Genomic DNA, 15,085 nt, shown 5'->3' with positions numbered 1-15,085 from the left:
ACACCCCATCAGCCAGTCCGCGCCTGCCGACTACTGCGGGGCGGCTCGCCAAAAGCGGAGCGATAGCTGCGTGAAAAATGCCCGGCGCTGGAAAAGCCCGTGGCAAATGCGATTTCAGAGATGGAAAGCGGGCTTTGCTGCAGGAGACGGCGCGCATGATCGAGCCTGATCTTGCGATATTCGAGAAGGAAAGAGGATTTCATAAGGCCGGAAAACAACCGGTCGAGATGCCGTGGCGAGACACCCGCCAGCGCCGCCATGGCCTGCCGGTCGAGCGGCGCTTCGATCGTCGCTTCCATCTTTTCCAGCACCGTCAGGAGGCCAGCATGGTTGACGCCGTAGCGCTCCGCCAGCGACCCGCGCTGTGGTGCGCCGGACGCCTCCACATGGGTGTGCAGATACCAATCACTGACCCTGCGTGCGAAATCCGACCCCATACGCTCGGTGATCAGCGCGTGCATCATGTCGAGCGGCGCGACGCCGCCACCACAGGTGATGCGGTTGCCGTCCAACACATAGCGCGCCTGCCGCGGGGCAAGGTGCGGAAACGCCTCCATCAAAGCGGGAGCGTGCTGCCAGTGGATGGTGAAATCGCGATCATCAAGCAGACCGGCCGCCGCCATCAGATAGGGACCACCGGAAATGCCGCCAACGCGCACGCCATCACGGGCAAGCTGACGAAGGCAGGCAAGAACGCCGGGCGCATCCCAATCGACGGGTGTGCCCCGGCACAAACAAAGACCATATCCAGACCGACGCTGCGACCAGGCAAGGGATCGATCGGAACCGGAACGCCTGAGGAGGACAAGGACAGGTCCCCGTCAGAACCATGGTTCGACAATGTATAGATGTCACGCCCTGCCAGGAGATTGGCGGCCCGCAACGGCTCCGTCGCCGATGCATAGGACATCAGCGCAAAGCCCGGCAGCAGGATGAAACCGATCTTCTGGGTGTTTTTCCTGTCTTCAGCGATCATGTCCTGATGATGCAGTAAAAAGTCTCATTTCTGCAAGAGGCAATCCCATATCCTGTCATGATCACCGCCAGCTTCCACGGTGAATCGATCATGCGCTACTCCGCCTTTTCCGTCTTTCTCAATGCGCTTCGCGGCAACAAGAGCTGGCAGCCGGCCTGGCGCAGCCCGGTTCCCAAGAACCATTACGACGTGATCATCGTGGGTGGCGGCGGACATGGCCTTGCCACGGCTTATTACCTTGCCAAGGAATTCGGCATGACCAACGTCGCCGTTCTGGAAAAAGGCTATATCGGCTCCGGCAATGTCGGCCGCAACACGACGATCATCCGCTCCAACTATCTACTGCAGGGCAACAATCCGTTCTACGAACTGTCGATGAAGCTCTGGGAAAGGCTTGAGCAGGATTTCAATTTCAACGCCATGGTCTCGCAACGCGGCGTGCTTAACCTCTATCATTCCGACGCCCAGCGCGACGCCTATACGCGGCGCGGCAATGCCATGCGGCTGCACGGTGTCGATTCCGACCTGCTCGACCGAAATGCAGTGCGCCAGATGCTGCCCTTCCTTGATTTCGACAATGCCCGCTTCCCGATCCAGGGTGCATTGATGCAAAAACGCGGCGGCACCGTGCGCCATGATGCGGTGGCCTGGGGTTATGCCCGCGGTGCGGACATGCGCGGCGTGGATATCATCCAGAATTGCGAAGTGACCGGCATCCGCCGCGAAAACGGCCGCGTCACCGGCGTCGAAACCAGCCAGGGCTTTATTGGCTGCGGCAAGCTGGCGCTGGCGGCGGCCGGGAATTCCACCACCGTTGCCGATATGGTCGACATGAAGCTGCCGATCGAGAGCCACGTGCTGCAGGCGTTTGTCTCGGAAGGATTGAAACCCTTCATCGACAATGTCGTCACCTTCGGCGCCGGGCACTTCTATGTCTCGCAATCCGACAAAGGCGGCCTCGTCTTCGGCGGTGATATCGACGGCTATAACTCCTATGCCCAGCGCGGCAATCTGGCGACGGTCGAACATGTCGCGGAAGCGGGCGTCGCGATGATCCCGGCTCTGTCGCGTGTGCGCGTGCTGCGCTCCTGGGGCGGTGTCATGGACATGAGCATGGACGGCTCGCCGATCATCGACCGGACCCACATCGACAATCTCTATCTGAACGCCGGTTGGTGCTATGGCGGCTTCAAGGCCACGCCCGCCTCGGGCTTTTGTTACGCCCACCTGATCGCGAAAAACGAACCGCACGAGACGGGACGCGCCTTCCGGCTTGACCGCTTCGCGCGCGGCCGGATGATCGACGAAAAGGGCGTTGGCGCCCAACCCAATCTGCACTGAGGACCTGACATGGCCAGCCTGATCGCCTGCCCCCATTGCGGGCCGCGCCCCAAGGAAGAATTCACCGTTCGCGGCGACGCCGGGATCACCCGTCCCACACCGGATGCCGGGCAAGAGGCATGGCATGCCTATGTTTACCTGCGCGACAATCCGCGGGGACGGCACAAGGAGCACTGGCACCACACCTCCGGCTGCCGCCGCTGGCTGATCGTCGAGCGTGATACCATGACCCATGTCATTTATTCTGCCGTGGACGCAGCGACGATCGGAGAGACCGTATGAGTTCGTTCCGCCTGTCCAGCGGCGGTCGTATCGATCGCAACAAGCCGCTCGATTTCAGCTTCGACGGAAAACCGATGCATGGTTTTGTCGGCGATACCGTAGCCTCCGCCCTGCTCGCCAACGGCCGCCAGCTCGTCGGCCGCTCGTTCAAGTACCACCGCCCACGGGGCATCCTGACGGCGGGGGCCGCCGAGCCGAATGCCCTGCTGACGATCGGCGAAGGCGGACGCACGGAGCCCAACACGCGCGCGACCGTCGCCGAGCTTTACCAGGGCCTCGTTGCAAAAGTCAGAACCGCTGGCCCTCGGTCGATTTCGATCTCGGCGCCGTCAACAGCCTGCTCTCGCCCTTTCTCGGCGCCGGTTTCTACTACAAGACCTTCATGTGGCCGGCGGCGTTCTGGGAAAAGGTCTATGAACCGATCATCCGCAAGGCGGCAGGTCTCGGACGCGCCACGTATGAGCCCGATCCGGACACCTATGAAAAGTGCTGGGCGCATTGCGATCTGCTGGTGATCGGCGCCGGCCCGGCAGGTCTTGCCGCAGCCCTGACAGCCGGCCGCGCCGGTGCCCGCGTCATCTTCGCCGACGAGGGCTTTGAGTTTGGCGGTTCGCTCTTGTCGGAAACATCTGCAATCGGAACGGAGACGCCGGCGGAACTGCTTGCCCGTACGCTTGCGGAACTGGGGAGCCTGCCGAATGTCCGGCTGATGACACGCACCACGGTGTTTGGCTGGTATGACGGCAATGTCTTTGGCGGCGTCGAGCGCGTACAGAAGCATGTCGGCGAAGTCGATCCCAACCGACCGATGGAGCGGCTTTGGCGGATTGCCGCCAAACAGGCAATGCTTACAAGCGGCGCGGAAGAGCGGCCAATGGTGTTCGGCGGCAACGATATTCCCGGCGTGATGATGTCAGGCGCCATGCGCAGCTATCTCAACCGCCAGGCGGTCGCGCCTGGACGGCAGACTGTTGTCTTTACGAACAATGCTTCCGGCTATCGGACCGCAGCCGACCTTGAGGCGCAAGGCCTGAATGTCGCCGCCATCGTCGATAGCCGCACGGATGCACCGAAAGACTGGTCCGGCAAGGCTCGCATCATTGTAGGCGGGGTCGTTCAGGACGCACGCGGCGGCAAGATGCTGTCCGGTGTCACTGTGTCCAGCCCCGGTTCTTCCGAAACGATCAAGGTCGACGCTCTTGCCATGTCCGGCGGCTGGAGCCCGATCATCCACCTCGCCTGCCATCGCGGCGCGCGGCCTGTCTGGTCGGAAACCAAATCGGCCTTCCTCGCCCCCGAACGGCAGGATGGATTGACGCTGGCCGGCTCTTCAATCGGGCTGGAAACGCTGGAAGCCTGCCTTGCCGATGGTGCCGAAAAAGCCCGACGGATCACTGTGGACCTCGGCTTCAGCAATGCCACCGCCGCCTTCGCACCAACCACAGACAAGCCGGAGCATGCCAAGCCGCTCTGGTTCGTGCGCGGCTCGAAGGGCAAGGCCTTCGTCGATTACCAGAACGACGTGCACGTCAAGGATCTGGTTTCCGCCGTCGGCGAAGGTTACGGCCATGTCGAACTGGCCAAGCGCTACACGACCAACGGCATGGCGACCGACCAGGGCAAGCTGTCCAACATCAACGCCATCGGGATTCTGGCCGAAGCCCGCAAGGTCTCGCCGGCCTACGTCGGCACCACGACATTCCGGCCCTTCTATACGCCGCTCTCCTTCGGCGCGCTTGCCGGCACATCGAGAGGCAAACATTTCCAGCCGGTGCGCAAATCGCCACTGCACGACTGGGCGAAGAAACACGGCGCGGTCTTTGTCGAAACCGGCCTCTGGTATCGCTCGTCCTGGTTTCCGAAGGCAGGCGAGACGACATGGCGCGAAAGTGTCGACCGCGAAGTGCTGAATGTCCGCAAGAATGCCAGCATTTGCGACGTCTCGACGCTCGGCAAGATCGAGATCTTTGGCAAGGATGCAGCCGAATTCCTCAACCGTGTCTATTGCAACGCCTTCCTGAAACTGCCGGTTGGCAAGGCGCGCTACGGCTTGATGCTGCGCGAAGACGGCATGATCTACGACGACGGCACGACCAGCAGGCTCAGTGAAAACCACTTCTTCATGACGACCACGACTGCCTATGCCGCCGGCGTGATGAACCATCTGGAATTCTGCGCCCAGGCACTCTGGCCCGATCTTGATGTCCAGTTTGCCTCCTCGACAGACCATTGGGCGCAGATTGCCGTAGCCGGACCGAAATCGCGGGCAATCCTGCAGAAGCTCGTCGATGAGGACATTTCAGACACCGCTTTTCCCTTCCTTGGCGCAAAAGAAGTCTCCTTGTTTGGCGGCAAGCTCTCCGGCCGACTGTTCCGCATCTCGTTTTCCGGCGAATTGGCTTATGAGCTCGCAGTGCCCGCCGGCTATGGCGAAGCCATTGCCGATGCCATCATGGAAGCAGGCAGCGAGCATGGCATCTGCCCTTACGGTGTCGAGGCCCTGGGGGTGATGCGCATCGAGAAGGGTCATGTGACCCATTCCGAAATCAACGGAACCGTCATTCCTTCCGATCTCGGTTTCGCCAAAATGGTTTCCACCACCAAGCCGGACTTCATCGGCAAGGCCATGCTGTCGCGCGAAGGTATGATTGACCCGGACCGGCTCTCCCTGGTCGGCGTCAAACCGATCGATCCCGCCACCACGTTCAAGACCGGCTCGCATATTCTTGCAGACGGCGCAGAGCCGACGCTGGAAAACGACCAGGGTTACGTCTCCTCCAGCTGCTACTCGCCTGATATCGGCTCGACGATCGGCCTTGCCCTCGTCAAGCGCGGGCTGCGGCGGCACGGCGAGCACGTCACCGTGTGGAACGACCTCAAAAACGAATATACCAAGGCCGTGCTGTGCAGCCCGGTCTTCTTCGATCCGGAAAATGGAAAGCTCCATGGCTGAATTTTCGCTTGTTCACCGCCCCGCCCTTGCTGGCGCAAAATCCGGATCTTTCGGCTCAACAGCGGTCGATGGCAGGATTGTGCTCGAAGCGCTGCCGGAAGGGCATGTGCTGCAGATCCTGGCGTCCGGAGGAACGGGCGACCTTTCGGCCATTGTGGCGTCTGTGAGCGATAGTTCGGCGCATGCGGTGCGCGCTGTCGGTCCGGGGCAGTGGTTCGTTGTCGGCGATGCAGCGTTTGCACATTCGGATATTGCGGACAAACAGGCGCTTCTATCCGGTCCGGCCTCGATTGCCGACCAGTCCCATGGACGCGTGCGGATCGGCATCAGCGGCAACGCCGTAGAAGCCGTTCTCGCCAAGGGCACGGCCGTCGATCTGCACCTGTCGCAATTCCCGGTGGGCCGCTCCGCCATGACCCTGATCAGCCATATTTCCGCACTGATCACCCGTACCGGTGACATCCGGTTCGAAATCCTCGTCCTGCGTGGTTTTGCCGAAAGCCTCTGGGACGAACTGATCGAAATGGGCCTCGAATTCGGCGTCGATGCCCGAGCAGGTCTTTAAGCGACGGCAGCGTCGATCTGGCCTCACTTAAACCGCAATTGACACTAGGCTGAATTTCAATCGCTCTTTGGCCAAGGCTCGGCTGCTCAATCCAAATTTTCGATCGTACCGCGCCCGGCGTCGTGCCTGGATACGGCTCATCGCTACGACTTGACTGATCCGGCCTGCCGCCTGGCAGGAATCGACGACGGACGCACTGGCAGTTCCCGACCCGGCAAACGCCCCTTCAAAAAAGCGGATATGACGAAACGGGGCAGGCCTCCGATTTTTCATTCACGCCTTTTTCAAGGAGAATGCCCATGGCTTCCACCTCTACACCGCCCGCAGTTCATCGGTCTCAAACCCGTCTGCACCGTTTTTCGGTCGGCCAGAAGGTTCGGATGAAAAGTACGGTCGGTTTGTCATTGCGCGACGAAACGATTTTTCGCATTCTCGCAAAATTGCCTGTTCGGGATGGTTCGCCGCAATATCGTGTACGCAGCGAAGGCGAAACCTATGAGCGGGTAACAACGGAAGACAATCTCGAAGACGCCAAGGGGTAGGTATTATAAGCACCACCCCGATCATCCACTGAGGAAGGACACGACCATGGCCAAGGGGCAAGCAAAGAGCAACAAGGAAGTCAGAAAGCCGAAAAAGGACAAGGAAGCCGTCAAGGCTGCAGCGCCGTTCGCCGCGACGCTGAACAAGGAAGTCCCCAAGCTTTCCGGCGCAAAGCCCAAGAAATAACGGCTGTCCGACACCGGCAAGTGGCGGGATCCCCGCCACTTGGTCGCCTTCATTCCGGCTCGCGTTACTTCGGCTGAGACGGCGTGAAGTTGGCTACCAGCGCATGCCGCTCGCCGGGGTAGATGAGCCGCACATGGGTGATATAGGCGCCGTTGCTCCATGTGCGCCGCTCGACCGTGAGACAGGCCGTTCCAACGGCAATTCCCAGGGCCGCTGCAATCGTATCATCGGCTGCAACAGCGCGGATCGTGTGTTCCGCTGCACTCCAGGGCACCCGATTCAGCAGCCACGGCCCCGGCGCCGATTCCTCGAAGCTTTCCGATACGGCATCCGGCACGGCCGCCAGATTAATCAGACGCTGCTCGACGCAGAATGGCCGGCCGCCGGCAAGATGGATGCAATTTATCTCAAGCACAGCGGTTGGACCCTCCAGCCCCAGACGCCGCCGATCCTCTGCCGTGCTGCGCCGCCGGCTCTTCGCCACCAGCCTGTAATCATAGGCGAGACCGAGGGACTGAACCTCAAGCTTGATATCGCGGATTTCCAGCACCGCCGACTGTGCCTGCGGCTGCGTCACATAGCTGCCGGACTTGCGCCGGCGCTCGATCAGCCCGGTCTTTGCCAGCTGCGTCAGCGCCTTGTTCACCGTCATGCGCGAACAATTATACTGCTCGGCGAGATCGACTTCGAAGGGTATGCGAAAGCCGGGGGCCATTCACCGGACAGGATCCGATCTTCGATGTCACCGAGGATGCGCTGGTGCAGCGAAAGCTCGCCCGGCCCATCGGCAGGAACCCCTCCACTTTCCAACTCTGCATCCTTGCGCGATTTGACCACGGTCCCACTTCCATCAGCCGGTCGATGCCTCGGCCATCATCGTTCTTGCCATCAGCGACACCCCTTACCGGAACGCGATGGATCAAGCCAGAAGCGCACGCATGACGGCGCGAAACCTGGACGTAATCTGGGAACGCTTCGCGTGACGTCCATTCTCGACCTGCTTGATGCCGGCAACCCAGACGCAATCCGGCCTGGTTCCATTGGCAAACAGCCAGGAATCCAGCACGGCGTCGTCCGTCAAGCTGCCGATATCCGGCTGCCGCAGGCCCACGAAATCGGCCGGCTGGCCAACGGAGAGACCGACCTGCGAGCCGAGCGCCCTGCCTCCGCCTTCTACGGCACCATCAAACAGCGCCCGTCCGGTCGATTGCCCTGGCGCCGTCAGAACATTGCGCGAGCGGTGCAGCAGACGTTGCGAATATTCAAGCTGGCGCAACTCATCGGAAATGCCGATCAGGATGTTGGAATCGGAGCCGATACCGAACTTGCCGCCTGCCTCGCCAAAAACCACGGCGTTGAACGTGCCATCGCCGAGATTGGCCTCGGTTATCGGGCAGAGACCGGCGACTGCACCTGATTGTGCCATGCGGCGCGTTTCATCGTCGGTCATGTGGGTTGCATGGATCAGGCACCAGCGATCGTTAATACCGGCATTGTCGAGCAGCCATTCGACCGGTCTTGCACCGGACCATGCGATGCAATCCTCGACTTCCTTGACCTGCTCGGCCACGTGAATATGGATCGGCCCACCCCGCGCCATCGCCACCACGACGGAAAGCTCGTCCGGCGTCACCGCCCGAAGGCTGTGGGGCGCAACGCCGACATTTCCGCCCGGCAAATCGCTGGCGGCGCGACGGCAGCCTTCGAGCAGGCGCGCAAAGCTTTGGGGATCATTGATGAAGCGACGCTGTCCATCATTGGGCTCCGCCCCGCCAAAGGTCGAATGGGCATAGAAGACAGGAAGAAGCGTGAGGCCAATACCGGTCTGCGCGGCAGCACCAGCGATCCGCTGCGCCATCTCGGCAATATCCGCATATGGCCGGCCGTCAATGTCATGATGCAGGTAGTGGAATTCGCCGACACGGGAAAATCCGGCTTCCAGCATTTCCATATAAAGCTGGCTGGCGACGGCCTCGACATGATCCGGCGTCATCGAAAGCGCGAACCTGTACATCACATTGCGCCAGCTCCAGAAGCTGTCGGCACCCGGCCCGCGCACCTCCGCAAGCCCGGCCATGCCGCGCTGGAAGGCGTGGCTGTGAAGGTTCGGCATGCCTGGCACGATGATGTCATGCCGCTCGTCATCCGCCTGTGCCGCAACGCCCGTTTCGACGGAGGCAATCTGGCCGCCCTTGATCGTCAGCCGCACATCCTTCTGCCATCCCGCCGGCGTCAGAGCCGATTTCACATGAATGCTGGTCACGGCCTCATCCCTTCCTGACTGTCGTCACGCCAAAAAATCGCTTGCGCTCATTTTCTTTATGTCTATACATAATAGCACGAAAAGGAAAGGCGAGAAATCGATGTCTTCCATAAAATCGAAACCCGGCAGCGCCCGCCCGGCTGCCTGCGATCGCCTCTGGCGGAACGCGCGGCTTGCGACCCTGAACCCTGCGCTACCCGGCCTCGGCCTTGTCGAAGACGGCGTGATCGCCGTACAGGACAGTCGCATTCTTTACGCCGGAAGCGAAGCCGGATTACCCTTCTCCATCGACGATGCCGGAGAGCTCATCGACTGCCAAGGCCGCTGGATCACGCCGGGCCTGATCGACTGCCACACGCATCTGGTCCATGCCGGAGACCGCTCCAACGAATTCGAGATGCGGCTTTCCGGCGCCACCTATGAGGAGGTCGCCCGTGCCGGCGGCGGCATCGTTTCCTCCGTCCGATCGTTGCGCGAAGCCAGTGAAGACGAGCTTGTGCGGCAGACCCTTCCCCGGCTCGACGCGCTGATGGCCGAGGGCGTCACCACCATCGAAGTCAAATCCGGCTACGGCCTTGATCTCGAAAACGAGGCAAAGACCCTGCGCGCCGCGCGCCGACTGGGCGAAGAACGCGACGTTGCCATCCGCACGACCTTCCTTGGCGCCCATGCCCTGCCGCCGGAGTTCAAGGGCAATCAGGCCGGTTACGTCGCGAAAGTCGTGGGCGAAATGCTGCCCGCCATCGCGGCTGAGGGCCTCGCCGATGCTGTCGACGGTTTCTGCGAAGGTATTGCTTTTTCCACCGATGAAATGCGGCTGGTGTTCGATGCCGCGAAAGCCCATGGCCTGCCGGTCAAGCTGCATGCCGACCAACTCTCCAATCTGCACGGAGCAGCGCTGGCCGCCGAATACGGGGCGCTCTCGGCGGATCACCTCGAATATACCGATGAAGCAGGCGCGCAGGCGATGGCGAAAAGCGGTACTGTCGCCGTCATCCTGCCCGGCGCCTTCTATTTCATCCGCGAAACCAAGAAGCCGCCGATCGATCTCTTCCGCAAGGCCGGCGTTGCCATGGCGATTGCCACCGACAGCAATCCGGGCACCTCGCCACTGACCTCGCTGCTTCTGACCATGAACATGGCCGCCACCCTGTTCGGCATGACGGTGACCGAATGTATTGCCGGCGTAACCCGGGAAGCGGCGCGGGCGCTCGGCCTCGTCGACGAGGTGGGGACGCTGGAACCTGGCAAATGGGCCGATTTCGCCATCTGGAACATCGAGCGGCCCGCTGAACTCGTCTACCGCATGGGCTTCAACCCGCTGCATGCCCGCGTTCGCAACGGACAATGACATTGAAAGACGCGTGAGCCTGGCTCCGCGCATTGGTGAGGACTTCGCAATGACCCTTATTCTTCAGCCGGGCTCTGTCGCGCTTTCGACCCTTGAGGCCATCTACTGGACCGGCGAGCCCGCCCGGCTTGACCCTCTTTTGACAAAGGCATCGAAAAGGCAGCCGCACGCATCGCCGAGATCGCCGCCGGCGATGCCCCGGTCTATGGCATCAATACCGGCTTCGGCAAACTGGCGAGCATCAGGATCGATGCCGCCGACGTCGCCACCCTGCAGCGCAACCTGATCCTCTCCCATTGCTGCGGCGTCGGCCAGCCGCTTGCTGAAAACATCGTCCGCCTGATCATGGCGCTGAAGCTGGTTTCGCTTGGCCGCGGCGCGTCCGGCACGCGCATCGAACTGGTGCGTCTGATCGAGGGCATGCTCGAAAAAGGCGTCATCCCAGTCATCCCGGAAAAGGGCTCCGTCGGCGCCTCCGGCGATCTGGCACCGCTGGCCCATATGGCAGCGGTGATGATGGGTGAAGGCGAAGCCTTCTTCAACGGCGAACAGCTTGCCGGCCGCACCGCTCTGGAACGTGCCGGCCTCACCCCGGTCGTGCTTGCCGCCAAGGAAGGTCTGGCGCTGATCAACGGTACGCAGGTCTCCACCGCTCTGGCACTTGCCGGCCTCTTCCGTACCCATCGCGCCGCGCAGTCCGCACTGATCACCGGCGCGCTTTCGACCGACGCCGCCATGGGCTCCTCGGCACCGTTCCATCCGGATATCCACACGCTGCGCGGCCACAAGGGCCAGATCGACGCTGCCGCTGCGCTGCGCGGCCTGCTCAAGGGCTCGGTGATCCGCGAAAGCCATATCGAAGGCGACGAACGGGTTCAGGATCCCTACTGCATCCGCTGCCAGCCGCAAGTCGATGGCGCCTGCCTCGATCTGTTGCGCTCGGTTGCTCGCACGCTCGAAATCGAGGCCAATGCGGTGACAGACAATCCGCTTGTTCTCTCGGACAATTCCGTTGTTTCTGGCGGTAATTTCCACGCCGAGCCGGTGGCCTTCGCCGCCGACCAGATTGCGCTTGCGGTCTGCGAGATCGGCGCGATCTCGCAGCGCCGCATCGCTCTGCTGGTCGATCCGGCCCTCTCCTACGGCCTGCCGGCATTCCTCGCCAAGACGCCCGGCCTCAACTCGGGCCTGATGATCGCCGAAGTCACTTCTGCCGCGCTGATGTCCGAAAACAAGCAGATGTCGCATCCGGCCTCGGTCGATTCCACCCCCACCTCCGCCAACCAGGAAGACCATGTCTCCATGGCCTGCCATGGGGCCCGCCGCCTGCTGCAGATGACCGACAATCTTTTTGCAATCATCGGCATCGAGGCACTGACGGCCGCCCAAGGCATCGACTTCCGCAGTCCGCTGACCACCAGCCCGGAACTGAACAAAGCCATCGCCGCGATCCGAAAGGTTGTGCCGACGCTGGAAGTCGATCGCTACATGGCCAACGACCTGAAGGCAGCCAGTGACCTTGTCGGCTCAGGAGGGCTGAATGCCGCGGTTTCCGCAGGCATCCTGCCGGTGTTGGAGGCTTGAATGACCGTCTTCGAAACCAGACAGGGCTCATCCCCCGTCATCCTCGGCTTTCCCCACACCGGCACCGATATTCCGCCGGCGATCTGGGAGCGGCTGAACGACAATGGCCGCATCCTCGCCGACACCGACTGGCATATCCATCATCTCTATGATGGTTTGCTGCCGGAGGTGACAACGGTCCGAGCCACATTCCATCGCTACGTCATCGATGCCAATCGCGACCCGGTGGGTGTTAGCCTCTACCCCGGCCAGAACACGACCGGGCTCATTCCCGGCACCGATTTCGACGGTGTGGCTATCTGGAAGACTGGCGAGGAGCCAACCGAGGGCGATATCACCACTCGGCTTGCCGACTTTCACGCGCCTTATCATGCGGCCTTGGCGGCGGAAATCGAGCGGGTGAAGGCAATCCACGGCATTGCGGTCCTCTACGACTGCCACTCGATCCGCTCGCACATCCCGTTCCTGTTCGAGGGCAAGTTGCCGGATTTCAACATCGGCACCGATAGCGGCCAGACCTGCGATCCGGTGATCGAAACAGCAACCTTCGACGTAGCTTCCAAAGTCGAAGGCTACACCAGCATCCTCAATGGCCGCTTCAAGGGTGGCTGGACAACGCGTCACTACGGCAAGCCGGAAGCCGGCGTTCACGCCATACAGATGGAACTGGCGCAGTCCACGCACCTGACCACCGAGACGCCGCCTTTCGCCTACGACGAAGCCAAGGCGACAAGGCTTCGCATTCATCTCAAAGACATTCTCACGCGCATTGAATCCTCTGCGCTGACATTGGCACACACGAAAAGGGGAACCAAATGACCAATCCTCGTCATAATATCCGCGACGTGCGCGCCGCCCGCGGCGCCGAACTCACCGCAAAATCCTGGATGACCGAAGCGCCGCTTCGCATGCTGATGAACAATCTCGATCCGGAAGTGGCCGAGAACCCGCATGAATTGGTCGTCTACGGCGGCATCGGCCGCGCCGCTCGCACCTGGGCGGACTTCGACAAGATCGTCGAGACGCTGCGCGATCTCAACGAAGACGAGACGCTGATGGTCCAGTCGGGCAAGCCGGTCGGCGTGTTCCGCACCCACAAGGATGCACCGCGCGTCCTGATTGCCAATTCCAATCTCGTGCCGCATTGGGCGACCTGGGATCATTTCAACGAGCTGGATAAGAAGGGTCTCGCCATGTACGGCCAAATGACCGCCGGCTCGTGGATCTATATCGGCAGCCAAGGCATCGTGCAGGGCACCTACGAAACCTTTGTCGAGGCGGGCCGCCAGCACTATAACGGCGACCTCACCGGCAAGTGGGTCCTGACCGGCGGTCTCGGCGGCATGGGCGGCGCCCAGCCGCTTGCAGCTGTCATGGCCGGCGCCTGCTGCCTCGCCGTCGAATGCAATCCCGACTCGATCGATTTCCGCCTGCGCACCCGCTATGTCGATGCGCGTGCCGAAACGCTCGATGAAGCGATGGAGATGATCGAGCGCTGGACCGCCGCCGGCGAAGCCAAGTCCGTCGGCCTGCTCGGCAACTGCGCCGACATCCTGCCGGAAATGGTTCGCCGCGGCATCCGTCCCGACATGGTCACCGACCAGACCTCCGCACACGACCCGATCAATGGCTACCTGCCCAAGGGCTGGACGATGGCCGAGTGGAAGGAAAAACGCGAGAGCGATCCGAAGGCCGTCGAGAAAGCCGCCCGCGCCTCGATGCGCGAGCATGTCGAGGCGATGATCGCCTTCCAGGACGTGGGCATCCCGACCTTCGACTACGGCAACAACATCCGCCAGGTCGCCAAGGACGAAGGTCTTGAAAACGCCTTCGCCTTCCCGGGCTTCGTACCGGCCTATATCCGCCCGCTGTTCTGCCGCGGCATTGGCCCGTTCCGCTGGGCTGCCCTTTCGGGTGATCCGGAGGATATCCGCAAGACCGACGCCAAGGTCAAGGAACTGACCCCCGGCAACAAGCACCTGCACAACTGGCTCGACATGGCCGCCGAACGCATCGCATTCCAGGGCCTGCCGGCACGCATCTGCTGGGTCGGCCTCGGTGACCGTCACCGGCTCGGTCTCGCCTTCAACGAGATGGTCAGGACCGGCGAATTGAGTGCGCCGGTCGTCATCGGCCGCGACCATCTGGATAGCGGTTCCGTCGCCTCGCCGAACCGCGAGACGGAAGCGATGAAGGACGGGTCGGATGCGGTATCCGACTGGCCACTGCTCAACGCGCTGCTCAACACCGCATCGGGCGCGACCTGGGTCTCGCTGCACCACGGCGGCGGCGTCGGCATGGGCTTCAGCCAACACTCCGGCGTCGTCATCTGCGCCGATGGCACGGACGATGCAGCCCGTCGCCTGGACCGCGTGCTCTGGAACGACCCCGCGACCGGCGTCATGCGCCATGCCGACGCAGGCTACGACATCGCCATCGATTGCGCCAAGGAAAAGGGCCTGCGGCTGCCGGGCATATTGGGCAACTGAGGTGGCAGGTCTCGAAACGGACGCACTGATCCGTATCCTGCGCCAGCCGGACTACCGGGTCATGCCGTGGAAGAATGGCGGCGGTTTCACGACTGAAATCGCCGTGTTTCCGGAAGACGGCGATCTCAGTGGTTTCGACTGGCGGATCAGCATGGCGGTCGTTTCGACGGACGGGCCATTCTCGGCCTTTCCCGGCATCGACCGGACCTTGATTGTTCTCGAAGGCGAGGGCATGGAACTGGCTGTCGGCGGCGAGCCGCCTGTCTGCCTCACCCCGACGTCGTCACCCCTGCCCTTTCCGGCGGATGTTGCGACCACGGCAAGGCTAGTCTCCGGCCCGATCACCGACCTCAATATAATGACCCGTCGCGGACGCTGGGCACACCGGGTCGAACGGCGGCGCATCGAGGGCACCTTCGATATTGAGAGCAGCGGAGATACCCTGCTGGTGCTTGCGCTTTCACCCTCACGATTGGACGCGACGCGGGCGAACCCATCTCGCTCGACAGGCTGGATTGTGCCGTGATAATCGGCAGCACGGAACTCCTCGCG

10 protein-coding genes and 4 pseudogenes are annotated in these 15,085 nt (G+C 62.0%); 11 read left to right on the top strand and 3 right to left on the bottom strand.

The features are described 5' to 3' along the window. Positions 1-8: 8 nt before the first annotated feature. Positions 9-976 (bottom strand): annotated as a pseudogene (locus P6U16_RS15025) (GlxA family transcriptional regulator). 90 nt (positions 977-1,066) lie between these two features. On the opposite strand from P6U16_RS15025, the gene P6U16_RS15020 reads away from it, so the two are divergent. From P6U16_RS15020 to P6U16_RS14995, 6 genes and pseudogenes are all read left to right on the top strand, one after another. Then, a complete protein-coding gene (locus P6U16_RS15020) occupies positions 1,067-2,317 on the top strand; it encodes a sarcosine oxidase subunit beta family protein (RefSeq protein ID WP_277703859.1) in 1,251 nt (416 codons plus the stop codon). 9 nt (positions 2,318-2,326) lie between these two features. Then, entirely contained in the window at positions 2,327-2,599 is a 273-nt protein-coding gene (locus P6U16_RS15015) for a sarcosine oxidase subunit delta (RefSeq protein ID WP_277701224.1), read from the top strand. Continuing rightward, a pseudogene (locus P6U16_RS15010) lies at positions 2,596-5,552 on the top strand (sarcosine oxidase subunit alpha family protein). The gene P6U16_RS15015 and the pseudogene P6U16_RS15010 overlap by 4 nt, the downstream one beginning before the upstream one ends. Then, positions 5,545-6,117 carry a sarcosine oxidase subunit gamma family protein gene (locus P6U16_RS15005; protein ID WP_277701223.1) on the top strand — a complete coding sequence of 191 codons (573 nt, stop codon included), beginning with the start codon at positions 5,545-5,547 and terminating at the stop codon, positions 6,115-6,117. The pseudogene P6U16_RS15010 and the gene P6U16_RS15005 overlap by 8 nt, the downstream one beginning before the upstream one ends. Positions 6,118-6,416: 299 nt before the next feature. Continuing rightward, positions 6,417-6,659 carry a hypothetical protein gene (locus P6U16_RS15000; protein WP_277701222.1) on the top strand — a complete coding sequence of 81 codons (243 nt, stop codon included), beginning with the start codon at positions 6,417-6,419 and terminating at the stop codon, positions 6,657-6,659. A 46-nt stretch (positions 6,660-6,705) separates the two neighbouring features. Continuing rightward, positions 6,706-6,846 carry a hypothetical protein gene (locus tag P6U16_RS14995; RefSeq protein WP_277701221.1) on the top strand — a complete coding sequence of 47 codons (141 nt, stop codon included), beginning with the start codon at positions 6,706-6,708 and terminating at the stop codon, positions 6,844-6,846. A gap of 64 nt (positions 6,847-6,910) precedes the next feature. On the opposite strand, the pseudogene hutC reads toward P6U16_RS14995, so the two are convergent. Both hutC and P6U16_RS14985 read right to left on the bottom strand, forming a co-directional pair. Further along, positions 6,911-7,656, bottom strand: a pseudogene (hutC, locus tag P6U16_RS14990) (histidine utilization repressor). A 109-nt stretch (positions 7,657-7,765) separates the two neighbouring features. Further along, positions 7,766-9,109, bottom strand: coding sequence for a formimidoylglutamate deiminase (locus P6U16_RS14985; RefSeq protein ID WP_277701220.1), 1,344 nt, complete (start codon positions 9,107-9,109; stop codon positions 7,766-7,768). Positions 9,110-9,209: 100 nt separating this feature from the next. Here P6U16_RS14985 and hutI point away from each other — a divergent pair, with 100 nt between their 5' ends. The 5 genes and pseudogenes from hutI to P6U16_RS14960 all read left to right on the top strand — a co-directional run bounded on the left by hutI (position 9,210) and on the right by P6U16_RS14960 (position 15,059). After that, positions 9,210-10,460, top strand: a complete 1,251-nt coding sequence (gene hutI / locus P6U16_RS14980) for an imidazolonepropionase (protein ID WP_277701219.1) — start codon at positions 9,210-9,212, stop codon at positions 10,458-10,460. Between the two features lie 49 nt (positions 10,461-10,509). Beyond that, positions 10,510-12,044 (top strand): annotated as a pseudogene (gene hutH, locus P6U16_RS14975) (histidine ammonia-lyase). Next, on the top strand, positions 12,045-12,863 hold the full coding sequence (gene hutG / locus P6U16_RS14970; protein ID WP_277701218.1) for an N-formylglutamate deformylase: 819 nt from the start codon (positions 12,045-12,047) through the stop codon (positions 12,861-12,863). Further along, positions 12,860-14,533, top strand: a complete 1,674-nt coding sequence (gene hutU, locus P6U16_RS14965) for a urocanate hydratase (RefSeq protein WP_277701217.1) — start codon at positions 12,860-12,862, stop codon at positions 14,531-14,533. Before hutG ends, hutU begins: the two co-directional genes overlap by 4 nt. 1 nt (position 14,534) lies before the next feature. Further along, positions 14,535-15,059, top strand: coding sequence for a HutD family protein (locus P6U16_RS14960; RefSeq protein ID WP_349017654.1), 525 nt, complete (start codon positions 14,535-14,537; stop codon positions 15,057-15,059). The last annotated feature ends 26 nt before the right edge of the window (positions 15,060-15,085 follow it).

Source organism: Rhizobium sp. 32-5/1 (assembly GCF_029537235.1).
Classification (GTDB): domain Bacteria; phylum Pseudomonadota; class Alphaproteobacteria; order Rhizobiales; family Rhizobiaceae; genus Pararhizobium.
The sequence above is the reverse complement of the archived record's forward strand: the minus strand, read 5'-3'. Positions and strand labels throughout refer to the sequence as shown.